The 18064-nt window shown below is 61.6% G+C and carries 14 protein-coding genes; 6 read left to right on the top strand and 8 right to left on the bottom strand.

Annotated elements, in window-relative coordinates; genetic code table 11:
* Positions 1-87: 87 nt before the first annotated feature.
* From SYN63AY4M2_RS05335 to pyrR, 3 genes are all read right to left on the bottom strand, one after another.
* Entirely contained in the window at positions 88-642 is a 555-nt protein-coding gene (locus SYN63AY4M2_RS05335) for a metal-binding protein (protein ID WP_011429312.1), read from the bottom strand.
* Between the two features lie 62 nt (positions 643-704).
* Positions 705-1664: a putative 2-dehydropantoate 2-reductase gene (locus SYN63AY4M2_RS05330; RefSeq protein WP_011429313.1), complete on the bottom strand. Its 960-nt coding sequence runs from the start codon at positions 1662-1664 to the stop codon at positions 705-707.
* 57 nt (positions 1665-1721) lie between these two features.
* On the bottom strand, positions 1722-2276 hold the full coding sequence (pyrR, locus tag SYN63AY4M2_RS05325; protein ID WP_011429314.1) for a bifunctional pyr operon transcriptional regulator/uracil phosphoribosyltransferase PyrR: 555 nt from the start codon (positions 2274-2276) through the stop codon (positions 1722-1724).
* A gap of 140 nt (positions 2277-2416) precedes the next feature.
* Here pyrR and SYN63AY4M2_RS05320 point away from each other — a divergent pair, with 140 nt between their 5' ends.
* The gene (locus SYN63AY4M2_RS05320) at positions 2417-2947 is read left to right on the top strand and encodes a pentapeptide repeat-containing protein (protein WP_099812490.1); all 531 of its coding nucleotides are present in this window, start codon (positions 2417-2419) and stop codon (positions 2945-2947) included.
* A gap of 85 nt (positions 2948-3032) precedes the next feature.
* On the opposite strand, the gene SYN63AY4M2_RS05315 is transcribed toward SYN63AY4M2_RS05320, so the two are convergent.
* Positions 3033-3785, bottom strand: coding sequence for a biliverdin-producing heme oxygenase (locus SYN63AY4M2_RS05315; protein WP_276307359.1), 753 nt, complete (start codon positions 3783-3785; stop codon positions 3033-3035).
* 488 nt (positions 3786-4273) lie between these two features.
* Here SYN63AY4M2_RS05315 and rpoB point away from each other — a divergent pair, with 488 nt between their 5' ends.
* The 4 genes from rpoB (at position 4274) to SYN63AY4M2_RS05290 (ending at position 14155) form a co-directional block, all read left to right on the top strand.
* A complete protein-coding gene (gene rpoB, locus SYN63AY4M2_RS05305; protein ID WP_011429317.1) occupies positions 4274-7675 on the top strand; it encodes a DNA-directed RNA polymerase subunit beta in 3402 nt (1133 codons plus the stop codon).
* A 99-nt stretch (positions 7676-7774) separates the two neighbouring features.
* A complete protein-coding gene (locus tag SYN63AY4M2_RS05300; RefSeq protein WP_011429318.1) occupies positions 7775-9658 on the top strand; it encodes a DNA-directed RNA polymerase subunit gamma in 1884 nt (627 codons plus the stop codon).
* A gap of 89 nt (positions 9659-9747) precedes the next feature.
* On the top strand, positions 9748-13656 hold the full coding sequence (locus tag SYN63AY4M2_RS05295; RefSeq protein ID WP_011429319.1) for a DNA-directed RNA polymerase subunit beta': 3909 nt from the start codon (positions 9748-9750) through the stop codon (positions 13654-13656).
* A complete protein-coding gene (locus SYN63AY4M2_RS05290) occupies positions 13637-14155 on the top strand; it encodes a uracil-DNA glycosylase (RefSeq protein ID WP_011429320.1) in 519 nt (172 codons plus the stop codon). Before SYN63AY4M2_RS05295 ends, SYN63AY4M2_RS05290 begins: the two co-directional genes overlap by 20 nt.
* Before the next feature lie 32 nt (positions 14156-14187).
* Here SYN63AY4M2_RS05290 and tenA read toward each other — a convergent pair whose 3' ends face one another.
* The 3 genes from tenA to SYN63AY4M2_RS05275 all read right to left on the bottom strand — a co-directional run bounded on the left by tenA (position 14188) and on the right by SYN63AY4M2_RS05275 (position 16945).
* Entirely contained in the window at positions 14188-14847 is a 660-nt protein-coding gene (gene tenA / locus SYN63AY4M2_RS05285) for a thiaminase II (protein ID WP_011429321.1), read from the bottom strand.
* Between the two features lie 207 nt (positions 14848-15054).
* Positions 15055-16080, bottom strand: a complete 1026-nt coding sequence (locus SYN63AY4M2_RS05280; RefSeq protein WP_011429322.1) for a long-chain acyl-[acyl-carrier-protein] reductase — start codon at positions 16078-16080, stop codon at positions 15055-15057.
* A gap of 133 nt (positions 16081-16213) precedes the next feature.
* Positions 16214-16945, bottom strand: coding sequence for an aldehyde oxygenase (deformylating) (locus tag SYN63AY4M2_RS05275; RefSeq protein ID WP_011429323.1), 732 nt, complete (start codon positions 16943-16945; stop codon positions 16214-16216).
* A 195-nt stretch (positions 16946-17140) separates the two neighbouring features.
* On the opposite strand from SYN63AY4M2_RS05275, the gene SYN63AY4M2_RS05270 reads away from it, so the two are divergent.
* Positions 17141-17452: a hypothetical protein gene (locus SYN63AY4M2_RS05270; protein WP_011429325.1), complete on the top strand. Its 312-nt coding sequence runs from the start codon at positions 17141-17143 to the stop codon at positions 17450-17452.
* A 7-nt stretch (positions 17453-17459) separates the two neighbouring features.
* Here the strand turns inward: SYN63AY4M2_RS05270 and SYN63AY4M2_RS05265 are convergent, their stop codons facing one another.
* Positions 17460-17954: a pentapeptide repeat-containing protein gene (locus SYN63AY4M2_RS05265; protein WP_011429326.1), complete on the bottom strand. Its 495-nt coding sequence runs from the start codon at positions 17952-17954 to the stop codon at positions 17460-17462.
* Positions 17955-18064 lie beyond the last annotated feature (110 nt).

The following is an 18064-nucleotide window of genomic DNA, read 5'->3' as shown; positions in this document are numbered from 1 at the left end:
GCTTCTGCCCCACTCAGCTTACCGGATCGGGCCACAAGCTGCTGCCGGGATCCCTGGCCAGCGGGGTTGTCTCTTAGACGGCTCTGGCTAGCCTAACTTTTGCCCATACCTGGCAAGGGGGGATCCCCTTCTTCGACGGCGTCTGCGCCAACGTCGCCAGCGGGAGACCAGGCAATCGCTGAGGCTGTGGTTCAGCGAACCCAGCTCCAGCCCCATGCCCACCCAAAGCAGCGTCTCTGCGTGCGCATGCAACCCTTGCCAGAGGTGGTTGCGCCAGGCCCAGGGCCGCCACTGCCACCAGCCCAGGCGGGATCCCAGCCAAGCCCCCGGCAGGCCCACCCCCGCCACCCACAGGCCCAGGTAGAGCACGCGCAGGGCAGTGCCGACGATCGGCCCGTGGGACCAGAAGGAGCGGTGTTGCAGGCAGCGGCGGTAGGGGAGCCAAATCCAGCGCAGGAACAGCCAGCGGCGATACTGGCGAGAGTCAGTGTCCAGATCCCCGGAAAACATCAGGCCGCTGAAGAGATAGGCGGATCCCACGGCCAGAGCTACGGCAGCGCTGTTGCCCAACAGGCCGGCTGCCAAAGTGACGCCGGGAGCTGTCCAGAGGGTGATGCGATCGTGGGTGGATCCTAGAGGCATGAAGCCAGCGCAGCGCTCCGCTGCGGCTGAGTCTAGCCGCAGGAGAAGGAAAAAGCTTGCCCTCAGGCCGGGATCCCTCGATTGAGGCGATCCAACACCTGCAACTGCCGGTAGAGCATCTCCACCCGCGGCATCTGAATCCCGCCTTGCTGGGCATAGCGGAGCGGGTTGGCAAAAATAGCCTCCAGTTCCAGGGGACGCTTGCGCTCGTAGTCGATCTTCATGCTGGTTCGGTAGGGGGCCATCTTCTCGGTGCTGGCCAGCATCTCGGAGATCAGGGTCTGCGGGAGGTGGCGGCCACAGGCGGCAGCCCCCTGGATCACCTCGTGCATCAGCGTTTCCGCCAAAGCGCGGGCCTCAGGGTCGCGGATCATTTGCTGGGTATCGGCGTTGAAGATCACCGAGAGGCCGTTGAAGGGAATGTTCCAGACCAACTTCTGCCAGCGGGCCAACATCAGATCCGGAGAAAGAGAGGTCGGGATCCCGGCCCGCTGAAAATCTGCTTGAACTTGTTGAAGGCGAGGCGTGATCCCCTGGGGCGCATAGCCGGGGCCGTATTCCGCCAGCAGCACCGAGCCATAATCCAGATGACAGATGTGGCCGGGGCCGACTTTGTTGGAGCTGATAAAGCACAGCCCGCCGATCACCCGCTCAGGGCCAACCCAGTTGGCAATCTCCGGCTCCGCCCCCAGGCCGTTTTGCAGCAGGATCACCACGCCGTTGTCCGCCAGCACAGGCGGCAGCAACCGTGGCAGGAGGTGATTTTGGGTAGCTTTCAGGGCCACGATCACCCCTTCGCAGACGGGCATCTCCTCCACGGCGGCGTAGGCATTTACCTGGGGTAAGTGAAAGTCGCCCCAGCAGGACTCTACCCACAGCCCTTTCTGGCGCACGTGGTCGTAGTCGCTGTGCAAGAGAAAATGCACCGTGAAGCCAGCCTGTTGCAGTTTTGCCCCGTAAAACCCTCCCAGGGCGCCTGTGCCCAAGACAGCGTAGCGACGGGTTTCCGGCAAGACAGCCATAGCGGCAAAAGTCGGCAGATTATCCCCACCATACCGCACCCCAGGGGCGTCTCAGGCTCACTCTCTGCTGTTTTCCTCAAGTTTGGCGTCGATCAACAACACCCGCTCCTCGCCGTCGGTTTCCCGCAGGTGCACTTTGACGATCTGCTCAGGGGCCGTGGTTAGCTTGTGACCGCAGTAGTCTGGTTGAATGGGAAACTGGCGGTGGCCGCGGTCGATCAACACGGCCAGGCGCACTTGCTCCGGTCGCCCAAAGTGGTTGAGAGCCTCCAGAGCCGCACGGACGGTGCGACCCCGGAAGAGCACATCGTCCACCAACACCACTTCTTGGCCGGTCAGATCCCGCGGCAGCTCGCTGCGATTGGGAGTGCGCAGGCCGCCGGAGCCCAGGTCGTCTCGGAAGAAGGTGATGTCCAGCTCTCCTACCTGCGGTGGGCTCCCGAAGCCGGTGGCGATGCGATCCCGCAGGCGGTAGGCCAAGGGGACGCCGCGAGTGCGAATGCCGATCAACACCAGCCTGTCCAGGTGGGGGTGATCCCTGGCAATTGCTGTAGCCAGAGCGTCGATCAGCTCCGCTATCTGCTGCGCATTGAAGACCTCGACTGTGGACATGGATCCCTGTCCCCCCCTCGCCAGTTGGGACTCAGCTTATAAAAGCCCAAATTAGCCCAATCTGCCGGCGGGATCCCCATCCGGTAGGATAAAAGTAAGAGCAATCCCAAAGCCGTGGAGGTTTCCTGGAGGGATCTGCGATGTCTGTTGCTTGGCCGGCTTCTGGTTTGGTGAGACTGTCCTGGCTGACCCCTTTCCTGCGGGGTGCGGTGTTTTGCGGGCTGATCCTGTGCCTGGGTGTCGCCCTCTTGGGATCCCCGTCCTGGGCAGAAGACTACAGCAAGCGGGATCTGCAGGGGGCGAACTTTGCCGGACAAGACCTGAGCGGCTGGAAATTTCTCAAGGCCAACCTGCGACAAAGCGATCTCAGCCATGTCAAAGCGGCAGGGGCGAATCTGTTTGGAGCCAACCTCAGCAGAGCCAACCTGCGGGGGGCCGATCTGCGCGGCGCCACCTTGGACATGGCCAATTTGCAAGGTGCCGACCTGCGGGAAGCCCAACTGCAGGACAGCATGATGTGGCTGGCGCGGGTGGAAGGGATCGAGATCGAGGGGGCGGATTTCACCAACGCCCTGATCCGCAAAGATGCCCTTGCCATCCTCTGCGAACGGGCCAGCGGCGTTAACCCCGTCACCGGGCGGGCCACCCGCGACACCCTCGGATGCGACTAATCCCTCACCCTCGGACCCTCTCCCCTGAGGGAGAGGGGGGATGGGGAGGCCAGGAACGCCCTGTTTCGCCGCAAAGAGGTGTGGCTCAGGAGGTGGGGGCAGCCGCCTCAGAGCGGGCGGACGGGCGCCGAAACTGGCTGAGAAGCGAGTTCCAGGCCAAGCGGGCCATGGATAGCAGCCAATTGCCCTCCAATTCCTTGAACAAGTCCATGTTGAGCTTGAAGGCGTAGTTGGCTTCCGCCACAATGCGCTCGATGGTGGCCTGATCCAGCTCCAGCGCGTCCAACTGGGCGCGGTAGCGCTGCTTAAACTTGCCCTCGTGGGGGATCTGCTCGAAATCGTAAAAGGCCGTTCCTTCCCCCGGCGGCAGGCCCATGGCCCGGCGGGCGATGTTTTTCAGGATCTGGCCGCCCGAGAGGTCGCCGATGTAGCGGGTGTAGGCGTGGGCAATCAGCAGAACCGGGTCTTTTTCCACCACTTCTCGAATGCGGTTGACATAGACCTGGCAAGCGGGAGAGGGCTTGACCACGGCACGCCAATTGGGGCCGACAAAATAATTTAAATCCTTCTCCAGGCTGGCCCTGCGCCACAATTCGGGATAGTAAAGCCGGCCCACCAGCGGGTGCTCTCGCAATTGGGCAAAGCCCTCTTCCAGAGCGCTGTAGACAAAGTAAAAGTTGCCCACATAGCGGCTGTAGGCTTTTTTATCCACCACTCCCTTGAGGAAGCACTTGATGAAGGCCATATTCTCGGCCATGGTGTGGGACTGCTTGGTGCCCTCCCGCAACTGAACCGAGAGGCTGGCATGCTGGTGTTTTTGTTGCAGACTTTGACTCACAAAATCCTCCTCGCCAAAAACGGCTGCTTGTGTGAGCTGTTTTCAAAAACATCAATAAAGGTCGCCCTGGCCCCAGAGGCTGTGTAACCCCACTTCAACCCCTTCTCATCTGAATGGATGTGGATCCTGCCGGGGAACGACGCAGACCAGACCTCCACCAGGCTGAGCGCGCCCTCCAACGACTTGACCTAGCCTCCAGGCCCACCCCACTTTTCCAAGCCCTTTGACGACCGGCAAGCGGAGTCGGAGCAGCGGCTGACTTCCCAACGGTCAATGATTAGAATAATCTGCTTAAGTGTGAATGGATGTGAACAATCCTTAAGGCAGGTTGGGGATCGCCCCTGGCTTGGCAGCTTGGCTGGGATCCCAGGGGCCGTTGCCAAAACTTCCCGGATAACCCGGCGGCCCTTGTAACGTTCGTTGACGATCGTTGGCAGGGTTTCTATAATTAGAGGCCTGACTGCAGCGCAACCCCTGCCGAGCAACGCATGACACAATTAGCAGTGCCATCCCCTGCCGCTCCTACCTTGCCTGACCTGGTAGAGATTCAGCGGGAGAGTTTTTTGTGGTTTTTGCGAGAAGGGTTTGAAGAGGAGCTCCTCAGCTTTTCCCCTATCGTCGATTACACAGGCAAGCTGGAGCTGCACTTTCTGCCGGAGTACCGCCCTGGGGATCCCTCCAAAGGGTACAAGATCAACAAGCCGCGCTACGACCCTGAGGAAGCTAAGCGACGGGATGCTACCTACCAAGCGCAAATCCGGGTGCCCACTCGCCTGATTAACAAAGAGACGGGCGAGATCAAGGACATGGACGTCTTCATCGGCGAGCTGCCTTTGATGACGGATCGGGGTACCTTCATCATCAACGGCGCCGAGCGGGTGATCGTCAACCAAATCGTGCGCAGCCCCGGCGTCTACTACAAGTCGGAGCTGGACAAAAACGGTCGGCGCACCTACAGCGCCAGCCTCATCCCCAACCGGGGCGCCTGGCTGAAGTTTGAGACCGACAAAAACGGCCTGGTGTGGGTGCGCATCGACAAAACCCGCAAGCTCTCGGCGGCGGTGCTGCTGAAGGCCTTGGGCCTGAGCGACTCGGAGATCTACGACAGCCTGCGCCACCCCGAATTTTTCCAAAAAACCATGGAAAAAGAGGGGCACTACAGCGAAGAAGAGGCCCTGATGGAGCTGTACCGCAAGCTGCGGCCTGGCGAGCCTCCCACCGTCTCCGGCGGCCAGCAGTTGTTGGAATCCCGCTTCTTCGATCCCAAGCGCTACGACCTGGGCCGAGTAGGGCGCTACAAGCTCAACAAAAAGCTCAATCTCAACGTGGCGGAAAATGTGCGGGTGCTCACCGTCACGGACATCTTGGCCGTCATCGACTACCTGATTAACTTGGAGTACGACATCGGCCATGTGGACGACATCGATCACCTGGGCAACCGCCGCGTGCGCTCGGTGGGCGAGCTCTTGCAAAACCAAGTACGGGTGGGCCTCAACCGCCTGGAGCGGATCATCCGCGAGCGCATGACGGTCTCCGAGTCAGAGAACCTCACCCCGGCCTCGCTGGTTAACCCCAAGCCCTTGGTGGCGGCCATCAAGGAGTTCTTCGGCTCCAGCCAGCTCTCCCAGTTCATGGATCAGACCAACCCGCTGGCGGAGCTGACCCACAAGCGGCGGCTGTCGGCCTTGGGCCCCGGTGGCCTGAGCCGGGAGCGGGCCGGCTTTGCCGTGCGGGATATCCACCCCAGCCACTACGGGCGCATCTGCCCCATCGAAACTCCGGAAGGCCCCAACGCCGGGCTGATCGGATCCCTGGCCACCCACGCCCGCGTCAACCAGTACGGCTTCATCGAAAGCCCTTACTACCGGGTCGAAAACGGCGTGGTGCGCAAGGATCTGGGGATGGTCTACCTCACCGCCGACGAGGAGGACGAGTATCGCGTGGCGCCGGGGGATGTGCCGGTGGATGCCGAAGGCCGCATCACCGCCGACTTGGTGCCGGTGCGCTACCGCCAGGAATTTACCACCGCCCACCCCAGCGAGGTGCACTACGTGCAGGTGTCGCCGGTGCAACTGATCTCGGTGGCCACCTCCTTGATCCCCTTTTTGGAGCACGACGACGCCAACCGCGCCCTGATGGGGGCGAACATGCAGCGGCAGGCGGTGCCCCTGCTCAAGCCGGATCGGCCTTATGTGGGCACGGGTTTGGAAGCCCAGGCGGCGCGGGACTCTGGCATGGTGGTGGTGTCGCGCACCAGTGGCGTGGTGACCTATGTTTCCGCCGACGAAATCGTGGTGCGGCCAGACGACGGCGGGGATCCGATTGTTTACCGCTTGCAGAAGTACCAGCGCTCCAACCAAGATACCTGTCTCAACCAGCGCCCTCTTGTCTACGCGGGGGATCGGGTGGTGCCCGGGCAGGTGCTGGCGGACGGCCCGGCGACCGAGGGAGGCGAGCTGGCCTTGGGCCAAAACGTCTTGGTGGCCTACATGCCCTGGGAGGGCTACAACTACGAAGATGCCATCTTGATCAGCGAGCGGCTGGTCTACGATGATGTCTTCACCTCGGTACACATCGAGAAGTACGAGATCGAAGCCCGGCAGACCAAGCTAGGGCCGGAAGAGATCACCCGCGAGATTCCCAACGTGGGGGAAGATGCCCTGCGCAACCTGGACGAAAACGGCATTGTGCGCATTGGGGCTTGGGTGGAAGCCGGCGATATTTTGGTGGGCAAGGTCACTCCCAAAGGGGAGTCGGATCAACCGCCAGAGGAGCGGCTGTTGCGGGCCATTTTCGGCGAGAAAGCTCGCGACGTGCGCGACAACTCGCTGCGGGTGCCCAACGGCGAGCGCGGACGGGTGGTGGATGTACGCATCTTTACCCGCGAGCAGGGGGATGAGCTGCCTCCGGGCGCCAACATGGTGGTGCGGGTTTACATCGCCCTCAAGCGCAAAATTCAAGTGGGGGACAAGATCGCGGGCCGTCACGGCAACAAGGGCATCATCTCCCGCATCTTGCCGATCGAGGACATGCCCTACCTGGCGGATGGCACGCCGGTGGATGTGGTGCTCAACCCCTTGGGGGTTCCCTCCCGCATGAATGTGGGCCAGGTGTATGAGTGCCTCCTGGGCTGGGCGGCAGAACACTTGGGGGTGCGCTTTAAGCTGATGCCCTTCGACGAGATGCACGGCCTGGAAGCCTCGCGGTTGACGGTGGAGGCCAAGTTGCGGGAGGCCCGTGAAAAAACCGGCAAAGACTGGATCTTCAACCCAGAAGGCAAGTACTGCGGCAAGATCCAGGTGTTCGATGGTCGCACTGGCGAGCCTTTCGACCAGCCGGTTACGGTGGGCCGCGCCTACATGCTGAAGCTGGTGCATTTGGTGGACGACAAGATCCACGCCCGCTCTACCGGTCCCTACTCGCTGGTAACCCAGCAGCCCCTGGGGGGTAAGGCGCAGCAGGGTGGCCAGCGCTTTGGCGAGATGGAGGTGTGGGCTTTGGAGGCGTTTGGAGCGGCCTACATCTTGCAGGAGCTGCTCACCGTCAAGTCGGACGATATGGTGGGGCGCAACGAGGCCCTCAACGCCATCGTCAAGGGCAAGCCCATCCCTCGACCCGGCACGCCGGAATCTTTCAAGGTGTTGGTGCGGGAGCTGCAGTCCCTCTGCCTGGACGTGTCTGTCCATAAGGTGGAGGTGGACAGCGACGGCCAGACCCGCGATGTGGAGGTGGATCTGATGGCCGATGTCTCCAGCCGCCACACCCCCTCGCGGCCCACTTATGAATCCGTTACATCCGAGGATCTTTCTCCAGCGGCAGGAGGAACCTTTACCTTAGCCAGGCGCAGCCGCGAGGAAGACGAAGACAGGGAGGAAGAGGACGATTTTTGATTGATGCCAGGGATCCCATTCGGCTCAGGAGAGGAGGGGTGGGGTTCCTCTCCCCTTCCTTTGTAGTTGCTAGGGCAGCAAGTCAGGAGAACAACGGCAATGGCCAAAACGGAGCAACGCTTTGACTATGTCAAGATTGGGCTGGCTTCTCCGGAGCGGATTATAGAGTGGGGCCAGCGCACCCTGCCCAACGGCCAAGTGGTGGGAGAAGTCACCAAGCCGGAGACCATCAACTACCGAACCCTCAAGCCGGAGATGGATGGTCTCTTCTGTGAGCGCATCTTCGGGCCGGTTAAGGACTGGGAGTGTCACTGCGGCAAGTACAAGCGAGTGCGGCATCGCGGCATTGTCTGCGAGCGCTGTGGGGTGGAGGTGACCGAGTCGCGGGTGCGCCGCCATCGTATGGGCTACATCAAACTGGCCGCCCCGGTCACCCACGTTTGGTACCTGAAAGGGATCCCCAGCCACATCGCCACGCTGTTGGACATGCCGCTGCGGGACGTGGAGCAGGTGGTGTACTTCAACGCCTACGTGGTGGTGGATCCGGGCAACGCTCCCAACCTCTCCTACAAGCAGTTGCTGACCGAGGATCAATACCTGGAGATCGAGGATCAGATGTACGAGGAGGGATCCGAGCTGCAACTGCCGGAGAACTGGGCCATGATCGGGGCGGAGGCCATCGAACGCCTGCTCAAGGATATCGACCTGGAAAAAGAGGCGGAGCAGTTGCGGGAGGAGATCGCCAGCGCCCGCGGCCAGAAGCGGGCGCGCCTAATCAAGCGGCTGCGCGTGATCGACAACTTCATCGCCACGGGAGCCCGGCCAGAGTGGATGGTGCTGCGGGTGCTGCCGGTGATCCCGCCCGATCTGCGCCCGATGGTGCAGTTGGATGGGGGGCGCTTTGCCACCAGCGACCTCAACGATCTCTACCGTCGGGTGATCAACCGCAACAACCGCCTGGCGCGGCTGCAGGAGATCATGGCGCCGGAGATCATCGTGCGCAACGAGAAGCGTATGCTGCAGGAGGCGGTGGACGCCCTGATCGACAACGGTCGGCGGGGGCGCATGGTGGTGGGGGCCAACAACCGTCCCCTCAAGTCCCTCTCCGATATCATTGAGGGCAAGCAGGGGCGTTTCCGGCAAAACCTGCTCGGCAAGCGGGTGGACTACTCTGGGCGTTCGGTGATCGTGGTGGGGCCCAACCTGCGCATGCACCAGTGTGGCTTGCCCAAAGAGATGGCCATCGAGCTGTTCCAGCCCTTTGTGATCCACAAGTTGATCAAGCGGGGCATCGTCAACAACATCAAAGCCGCCAAAAAGCTGATCCAGAGCAATGACCCGCAGGTTTGGGACGTGCTGGAGGACGTAATCGACGGCCACCCAGTTTTGCTCAACCGTGCCCCAACGTTGCACCGCCTCGGGATCCAGGCTTTTGAGCCGATCCTGGTGGAGGGGAGGGCGATTCAGCTCCACCCCTTGGTCTGCCCGGCTTTCAACGCCGACTTCGACGGCGACCAGATGGCGGTGCATGTGCCTCTCTCCTTGGAAGCCCAGGCGGAGGCACGCTTGCTGATGTTGGCCACCAACAACATCCTCTCCCCGGCCACAGGCGCTCCGATTATTACTCCCAGCCAAGACATGGTGTTGGGGTGCTACTATCTGACGGCGGACAATCCCCACGCCCCCGACCTTGGCGATCGTTATTTTGCCAGCCTGGAGGACGCCCTCATCGCCTACGACCGCGGCGTCATCGGCCTGCACAGCAAAATCTGGGTGCGCTACAGCGGCCCGATGGAGTTGGGCAAAGAGGAAAAAGAGTCGGAGCCTCAGATTATCGAGGAGCCGGGCGGCACCCGCCTCAAGATCACCAACTACCGCCGCATCCGCGAGGATCGGGACGGCAACGTGATCAGCCAATACATTCGCACCACGGCGGGCCGGATCATCTTCAACAAAACGGTGCAAGATATTTTGTCTGCTTGAGGCTGCCCCTGTGGACGTTGCCCTTGTCGATGGGTAGCTGGGATCCCTGCCCCCTTGTCCAGAACTGTCAGAGTTATCACCGAGGCATTATGAGCGAAAAAGGACGCTTTTCCGCCGGTCTAGTCCGGCAGGCCGCCGATGGCGCCAAGGCCAAGACCCCGCCGCCCCCTGTACCCTTTCGCAACTATCAAATCGGCAAAAAAGAGCTGCGCAATCTGATTGCCTGGTCGTTTGCTCGCTACGGCACCGCCCGCACCGCTCAGATGGCGGATGCTCTGAAGGCCCTGGGCTTCAAATACGCCACCCAGGCTGCCGTTTCCATCAGCATCGAGGATCTGCGCATTCCACCCAGCAAGCGGCAGTTGTTGGCCCAGGCAGAAGCGGAGATCGAGGCGGCCACGGAGCGCTACACCCGCGGCGAGATCACCGAGGTGGAGCGCTATCAAAAGGTGATCGATACCTGGAACCAGACCAACGACCAGATTAAGGAGGAGATGCTCAGCAACTTCCGCCAGAACGATCCCCTCAACTCCGTGTACATGATGGCCAACTCGGGGGCGAGGGGGAACGTCTCGCAGGTGCGGCAGTTGGTGGGCATGCGCGGCCTGATGGCCAACCCGCAGGGGGAGATCATCGACTTGCCGATTAAAACCAATTTCCGCGAGGGCCTGACGGTTACCGAATACATCATCTCTTCCTACGGGGCGCGCAAGGGCTTGGTGGACACGGCTTTGCGCACTGCCGACTCTGGCTACCTGACCCGCCGTTTGGTGGACGTGTCTCAGGATGTGATCGTGCGGGAATCCGACTGCGGCACCGACCAAGGGATCCTGCTGGAACCCCTGATGGATGCGGACAAGGTGGTGGTGTCGCTGGAGGAGCGCCTGGTGGGCCGGGTGCTGGCGCGGGATGTGGTGCACCCGCAAACCCAGGAGATTCTTGCCCGCCGCAACCAAGAGGTGGATCACGACTTGGCCAAGGCCATTGTGGAGGCCGGCATCCGGCAGGTGATGGTGCGTTCTCCCCTCACCTGCGAGGCCAACCGATCGGTGTGCCGGATGTGCTATGGCTGGAGCCTGGCCCACTCCCGGCTGGTGGATCTGGGGGAGGCGGTCGGGATCATCGCCGCTCAATCGATTGGGGAGCCGGGCACCCAGTTAACCATGCGCACCTTCCACACGGGAGGTGTGTTTACCGGGGAGGTGGCCCGCCAAATTCGCGCCCCCTTTGCTGGCGTGGTGCGGTTCCCGAAAAATCTGCGCACCCGCCCCTTCCGCACCCGCCACGGCGACGATGCCCTGCAGCTAGAAGCGAACAACCAAATTGTCCTGGAAGGGCCAGACGGACAACGGGAAGTCTTCGACATGACGCAGGGATCCACTCTGCTGGTGCGGGACGGGGCCCAGGTGCAGCGGGATCAGTTGATTGCGGAAGTGACTGTAGCCAAGGCCGTGCGCAAGAGCACCGAGAAAGCCCAGAAGGAGGTGGTGGCCGACTTGGCGGGGGAAATCCGCTTTGCCGATCTGCCCATCGAGGAGAAAACCGACCGCCAGGGCAACACCACCTGCACCGCGCAGCGGCAAGGGTTGATCTGGGTGATGTCCGGCCAGGTATACAACCTGCCGCCGGGGGCCGAGCCGGTGGTGAAAAACGGGGATCGGGTGCAGGCGGGGGATGTGATCGCTGAGACCTCGCTGGTAACCGAGCACGGCGGCATCGTGCGGCTGCCGGAGCGCAGCGACACCAAAAGTGGGCGCGAAGTGGAGATCATCAACGCCGCGGTGGTGTTGCACGAGGCGCGGGTGCGGGTGGAATCCCACCAGGGCCGGGAGCAATTTTTGCTGGATACGGCCAGCGGCCAGACCTTTGTCCTCAAGGCCACGCCGGGCACCAAAGTGGGCAACGACGAGGTAGTGGCGGAGCTGATCGAGAACAATTTCCGCACCCAGACGGGCGGCCTGGTGAAGTTTGCCGGTGTCGAGGTGGCCCGGCGGGGCAAGGCGAAGCAGGGCTATGAGGTCATCCGGGGCGGCACCTTGCTGTGGATCCCGGAGGAGACCCACGAGGTGAACAAGGACATCTCCCTGTTGAACGTGGAGGATGGCCAGTACGTAGAAGCCGGCACCGAGGTGGTGAAGGACATCTTCTGCCAAAATGCTGGCGTCGTCGAGGTTATCCAGAAAAACGACATCCTGCGGGAGATCGTCATCAAGCCCGGATCCCTGCATCTGGTGGACGACCCCGCCGACCTGGAAATACCCACCGGCACGCTAATCCAGCCGGGCCAGAAGCTGCTCAGCAGCATCGTCCCTGACCGATTGGTCTATCTGGAGCAGGTGGAGACGCCTGAAGGGCCAGGCCTGCTGCTGCGCCCGGTGTACGAGTACGAGATCCCCGACCGGCCGGTGGTGCCCAGCCAAGAGTCTACCAGCGAGTCTGGCCGCTCCATTCGCCTGCGGGCGGTGCAGCGCGTTCCCTTCAAGGATGGGGAGCGGGTGAAGTCGGTGGGGCCGGTAGAACTGCTGCGCACACAACTGGTGCTGGAGATCGATACCGACGCCCCGCAACTGAAGGCCGATATTGAACTGATCCAAGATGAGAAGGATCCCAGTATCCGTCGCCTGCAACTGGTGATCTTGGAAACCCTGCTGCTGCGCCGAGACGTGGAGGCGGATCTAACCCAGGGGAGTACCCACACGCGGCTGTTGGTGAGCGAAGGAGACAGTATCGGCAGGGGGGGTGTTATCGCCCGCACCGAGATTCAGGCCAAAAAAGCCGGGATCGTGCAGGGGATCCGCCAGGGCGCGGAGGTGGTGCGACGGGTTCTGGTGGTTACCGACGACGACCTGCTGACGGTGCCTCTGACGGGCCAAGCCAGCGTCGAGGTGGGAGCGCTGGTGCGGGCCGGCGACGAGCTGGCGCCGGGGATCCCTGCCCCCGAGTCGGGGCAAGTGATGCAGATTGCCGATGGCCAAGTGGTGTTGCGGTTGGCGCGGCCTTATTTGGTGTCGGCGGGTGCCATTCTGCAGGTGCGGGATGGGGATCTGGTGCAGCGGGGGGATTCTTTGGCCCTCCTGGTGTTTGAGCGGGCCAAGACGGGGGACATCATCCAGGGTCTGCCGCGGATCGAGGAGCTGTTGGAGGCCCGCAAGCCCAAGGAAATGTGTGTTCTGGCCAAGCGGCCCGGCACGGTGCAACTGAGCTGGCGAGGAGAAGAGCCGGATCTGCGGGTCATCGAAGCCGATGGTACGGTTACCGAGTATTCGGTGATGCCGGGGCAAAACCTGATCGTGGTCGATGGCCAGCCGGTACAGGTGGGGGATCCGCTGACCGACGGCCCGGCCAACCCCCACGACCTCTTGGAGATCTACTTTGAGTACCATCGCCAAACCTTGGGCGACGACCAAGCGGCACGGCTAGCCTTGCGGGAGGTGCAGCGCTTCCTGGTCAACGAGGTGCAGAACGTCTATCGCTCGCAAGGGGTGGAGATTGCCGACAAGCACATCGAGATTGTGGTGCGCCAGATGACCTCCAAGGTGCGGGTGGACGACAGCGGCGACACCGTCCTGTTGCCCGGCGAGCTGGTGGAGCTGCGGGAAATCCAGCAGACCAACGCTACCATGGCCATCACCGGCGGGGCGCCGGCTAAGTACACGCCCGTTCTGCTGGGGATCACCAAGGCCAGCTTGAACACCGACAGCTTCATCTCGGCGGCCAGCTTCCAGGAGACCACGCGGGTGCTGACGGAGGCGGCCATCGAAGGCAAGTCCGACTGGCTGCGGGGCCTGAAGGAGAACGTGATCATCGGGCGCTTGATCCCGGCGGGCACGGGCTTCAGCACCTACGAGGAGATGGCGCCAGAACCGGAGCCGGAGGAAGAGGAGGAGCCTGTTGTGCTGCCAGAGCTGCCGCCTCGCCTGATCTTGGATGACGACCAGCTCATCGACGACTCCACCCCCGTTGACGAGCCGACGGAGGATGAGGGAGAAGAAGAGTGAGGCGTTGGCGGATCACCAGCCCTGGGCGGCGCTACAGGCTGAGATCGTCGCTTGCCGCCGCTGTCCCCGCCTGGTGGCTTGGCGAGAGGCGGTTGCCCAGCAAAAGGTGGCCCGTTTTTGTGACCAGCTCTACTGGGGCCGACCGGTGCCGGGGTTTGGGGATGTGCAGGCGCGGCTGTGGGTGATCGGCTTGGCGCCGGCAGCCCATGGGGGCAACCGCACCGGGCGGGTGTTTACGGGGGATCCCAGCGGGGATTGGCTATTTCGCGCTCTGCGCCGGGCCAGGTTTGCCAATCAACCCATCTCTCTGCACCGGGAAGATGGCCTGCAATTGCGGGATTGCTACATCTCAGCCGTGATGCGCTGCGCGCCGCCGCAGAACCGCCCCACCGCCGCAGAAGCCAAGACCTGCCTGGGCTATCTGAGACAAGAGCTGGAGCTGTTGACCCAGGTGCGGGTCATCTTGGCGTTGGACCATAACCACATGCCATGGCCATGACGACCTTGCTGAGCCGCCAGGCCCGGCGGGGATCAGGCGGGCTGCCAGGTTTCCAGGCGGTAGGCGCTGTCCCAGAACAGCCATTCCAGGCGAGAGGCGGTGACAAAAGCAGCCGTCATCTTCTCCCGCGTCGCCGCTGTGGTCTGCGTAGCCAAGGAGTCGGTGATGTCCAGGGCCTGTTGCACCACCTGGGCAAATTCTTCCCCGGCATAGGTGTCGATCCATTGTTGATAAGGATTGTTGGGCTTGGCGGTGCGGTAAATGGCGGATCCCACCTCACGGTAAATCCAGAAGCAGGGCAGCACAGCGGCCATGGCCACCTCGTAGGGATCCAAGGCAGCCGCAGCCAATAGAAAACGGGTGTAGGCGAAGCAGGCAGGAGCGTAGGTTGTCTCCGGCTGGATGTCGTAGAGGCGAAAGTAACTCTCGTGCAGGCTGCGCTCGGCCACAATGGCCCCCAGGGCAAAGTTCAAGAAACTCACCACCCGCTCAGCCCCCTCGGAACGGGCCCCGATCAAGGCAAGGGCGCGGGCAAAATCGGTGAGATAAAGAGCATCCTGCTGCAGATAGAACTGAAAGCGCTGCCGCGAGAGGCTGCCTGCGGCCAGCTCTTGGTTAAAGGGGTGATCCAAGATCTGTTGGTAGATGGGCTCGATCGTCTGCCAGAGGTGGGCGGTAAAAGATTGAGACATGGTGGCTCTCTCGCGGCGTTTCTGGGGTTCTTTTCAACTGATTGAGATCTCTGGGTGTGGGGGAAACTCTTTGGGTGCCCTGTGGCCGGAAAGTTGGACGTGAGTATCTCGATTCCAGATCCCTACCCCCGCTAGGGCGGGGATCTCCTTGTCTCAGATTGCCCCTCCTCTCAGTTACCGCTTTTCAGGGGGTCAGCCCAGCTAAACCTAGGCTTCGGGCATAAGGGGACGGAAGCCGTGCTTGCGGGACAGTTGCCCGATTAAATCCAGCTTTTCTAGGGTGATCAAGTTGCGGCCCCAACTAAAATTGGTGTACAGGCCCTCGAACTCCAGGAGCATCGCCTCGGCAAAGCAGGCGAAGAGCTGGCGGGCCGGGTTGGCCACATTCAAAAATTGCATAATATTCCACTCGATATCGAGAGAGTGTTCCACCATGCCGCCGTCGATCACGTACAGCCCCTTGCGCTGCAACTTGGAGGCGATGTTTTTCGGGTAGCCACCGTCGATGATCACGCAGGGATCCGGAAGCACCTGAGGATCGAGGGTCACTCCTTGGCTCATGCTGGCCACCCAGACGATGAAATCGGCGCGGGGCAAGGCCTCTTCCAAGGAACAGACCTCCCCTTTTTTAAGTTTGGCCTGCAGCTCTTCCAGGCGTCGCCGCTCGCGGGCTATCAACAGCAATTTGGCCGGGGAAGTGTGGGCTACCAACCACTGGCAGATGGCACTACCGATATCGCCGGTGGCCCCCACCACGGCAACTGTGGCAGCTGCCAAATCCATGGCGTAGCGCTGGGCCGCCGCCTGCAATTGCTGACAGATGATATAGGCCGTGTGGGTGTTGCCGGTGGTAAAACGCCGAATTTCCAGGTCGATGTTGCGCACCCGCCTGAGGGTGTCGAGGCGAAAATTCTCGAAAATAATGCTGCTAAATCCTCCCAGGGTGGTGATGTTCAAGCCGCGCCGCTGCGCCAAGGCCATCGCATTCAAAATCTTGCGACAGGCCGCCTTCACCCGTCCCCCCGCCAGCATTTCCGGCAGGAAACAGGATTCGACGTACTGGCCATAGATTTTTTGGCCCGTGATGCTGGTCACCACGATCTCGTCCACCACCTGAGGCGGAGCCATGCACCAAAATTCCAGGTCGCTCTCCGCATATTCGGAATACCCCAGCTTATCTGCCACCCGTTTTGCGTGGGCCAGGCTGGTCAGGTGCCCGATCAGGCCGAACATAGATGCTCACTCACTTCGATACTTAACTTTATGAGCTCCATCCGGATCCCATCAAAACATGTCCGCACCCAGAGAGGGTAGGGAGCGTTCCAGCCAGGCCGGAAAACCAATCGGCAGGCAGAGTTGAGTTGCGTCAGGCGGCCCGCAGACCCTGGGCCGAGAGGCGCATTACCTCGCGGGTGTTGAAGCCGATGCTGGCCAGGGCCTCGCCGTAGGCGATCATGAAGTCTTCTACAATGGCCTCGCGATCCATGTAAATGGCTTCCACATCCGCCTCTACCTGCTGCAGCATCTGCCGAACTAGAGGCAGATTTTGGGCGTTGGCTGCTTCGATCTGGGCTTTAACCTCGGCAAAGTGCTCGCCCAGCCAGCGCTCCCCAAAATTGAGGTGCAGATACTCGTCCTTAACTACCCCCTCGGTGATCTTGCGGGCAAAGTCATCGGCAACCGGGATGTAGATGTTGTAGGCGGCAATGGCAAAGCACTCGATGATCAAAGACTGAATGACAAAACAGGAGACCAGATCCCCTGCCGCTGCGGCGCTTTGGAAATTGTCCCGCAAGGGCGCGAAAAAGGCGCGGGCAAACTCCACATCGGGTTCCACCTGCAGGTTTTTGCCGCAGGCCTGGAAGCCTTTCATGTGGCGCAATTCCATCTTGGCCAGCTTGCGCAGCTCCTCTGCAGCTTCCGGCAGCATTTCGGCCAGCTTGAGGTAGTTGTCGTGGGCTTCTTGTTCGCCTTCGATAACAATACCGTTGATGCGGGAGTAGGCCTGCCGATACCTTGGGCTGCTGTAGTCTAGGGCAGTGCCGCCCCCATCAGTGGGGGACGGGGGGGTGTTGGGCAGGACGTTCGCTGGGGCCATACTCGTGCATCTCCTTTTGTAGTTGTAGATTGTTGTGAACCGCTTCGCCGGCCCTTCAACAATCCTGGCGCTTGCCACTAAATTGTTCCTCTACTCAGAATAGCCTCAGGTGGTGCGGAATTCATCGGATCCCTTTTGCCCAGGGAGGCAAGCCTGTTAGGGTGAGTGCTCAGGTGCCGTTGAGGAGCCGGGGGTATGTCTGCTCTTGGGGAGGGCCTGAATCAGCTGCGCCAGTTGCTGGTGGATCTGGAGGAACAATCCCTCGATCAGCCGATTGGCAGCGCCGAGGAGGTGTTGCAGGCAATCGAGATGGCGACGGCTTTTGAGCTGTTCGAGGCGGAAAGCAGCCGTTTGCTGCTGCAGATTGTGGCCAATCTCTGGGATCGGGTACGCCAGCACGATCTGTCGGCGCAGGAGATCGAGGCGGTGGCAGAGAAGCTGCGGGCGGTGGGCTATACCGATGCCGAGATCCAGGAGATCTTGGATCTGGAGCCTCAGGACAACTAGCCGCAGGCTAGGCGGAAACCATGCCCAACTCGGCGGGAACGACATCTGCTTCTAGGTGAGTGGCCGTGTCGTAACAGGCTCCCCGCAGGTTGGCAAGCTTGAGTTTACAGCCGCTGAGGTTGGCCCCTTTCAGGTTGGCGCCGCTGAGGTTGGCCCCCGCCAGGTCTGCCTGGCTGAGATCGGCACCACTCAGGTCGGCTGCGGTCAGGTTGGCGCCGCGCAGGTTGGCCCCTTGCAATCGAGATCCCTGCAATTTGGCCTTTTCTAGATTGGCCAGGCGCAGGTTGGATCCCTGCAGATCGGCTTGGCTGAGGTCGGCGCCGCTCAAGTAGGCCCGCTCCAGGTTGGCAGCGGCCAGTTTGGCCTGCTGGAGGGTTGCTCCGCCCAGGTCGATCCCGGCCAAGTCGGCACCGGCCAGGTCAGCTTCGGCCAATTGGCTGTTGCTGAAGTCCCGCTCGCCGCTGCCATAGCGCTGCAACAGTTCCGCTGCGGTTTCGACCATTGCTTTTCCCCATCCTAGACAAGTCGGATCCTACCGAGGAACAGGGTTGCCGCCAAGGGCGCACATCCTCCAGGCGGCGCCTATCAGCCATGCCTCCAGATCCGAACATC

The organism is Synechococcus sp. 63AY4M2 (assembly GCF_002760475.1).
Classification (GTDB): Bacteria; Cyanobacteriota; Cyanobacteriia; order Thermostichales; family Thermostichaceae; genus Thermostichus.
Note: the sequence above shows the minus strand (reverse complement) of the source record. Positions and strands in the feature narration are given on the sequence as shown.

Bases quoted from the DNA above. Each gene is read 5' to 3' on its own strand.
- tenA (WP_011429321.1), bottom strand. From the start codon at position 14,847: ATGTCTCAATCTTTTACCGCCCACCTCTGGCAGACGATCGAGCCCATC.
- pyrR (WP_011429314.1), bottom strand. From the start codon at position 2,276: ATGTCCACAGTCGAGGTCTTCAATGCGCAGCAGATAGCGGAGCTGATC.
- SYN63AY4M2_RS05300 (WP_011429318.1), top strand. From the start codon at position 7,775: ATGGCCAAAACGGAGCAACGCTTTGACTATGTCAAGATTGGGCTGGCT.
- SYN63AY4M2_RS05335 (WP_011429312.1), bottom strand. From the start codon at position 642: ATGCCTCTAGGATCCACCCACGATCGCATCACCCTCTGGACAGCTCCC.
- SYN63AY4M2_RS05295 (WP_011429319.1), top strand. From the start codon at position 9,748: ATGAGCGAAAAAGGACGCTTTTCCGCCGGTCTAGTCCGGCAGGCCGCC.
- rpoB (WP_011429317.1), top strand. From the start codon at position 4,274: ATGACACAATTAGCAGTGCCATCCCCTGCCGCTCCTACCTTGCCTGAC.
- SYN63AY4M2_RS05265 (WP_011429326.1), bottom strand. From the start codon at position 17,954: ATGGTCGAAACCGCAGCGGAACTGTTGCAGCGCTATGGCAGCGGCGAG.
- SYN63AY4M2_RS05320 (WP_099812490.1), top strand. From the start codon at position 2,417: ATGTCTGTTGCTTGGCCGGCTTCTGGTTTGGTGAGACTGTCCTGGCTG.
- SYN63AY4M2_RS05290 (WP_011429320.1), top strand. From the start codon at position 13,637: ATGAGGGAGAAGAAGAGTGAGGCGTTGGCGGATCACCAGCCCTGGGCG.
- SYN63AY4M2_RS05270 (WP_011429325.1), top strand. From the start codon at position 17,141: ATGTCTGCTCTTGGGGAGGGCCTGAATCAGCTGCGCCAGTTGCTGGTG.
- SYN63AY4M2_RS05280 (WP_011429322.1), bottom strand. From the start codon at position 16,080: ATGTTCGGCCTGATCGGGCACCTGACCAGCCTGGCCCACGCAAAACGG.
- SYN63AY4M2_RS05275 (WP_011429323.1), bottom strand. From the start codon at position 16,945: ATGGCCCCAGCGAACGTCCTGCCCAACACCCCCCCGTCCCCCACTGAT.
- SYN63AY4M2_RS05330 (WP_011429313.1), bottom strand. From the start codon at position 1,664: ATGGCTGTCTTGCCGGAAACCCGTCGCTACGCTGTCTTGGGCACAGGC.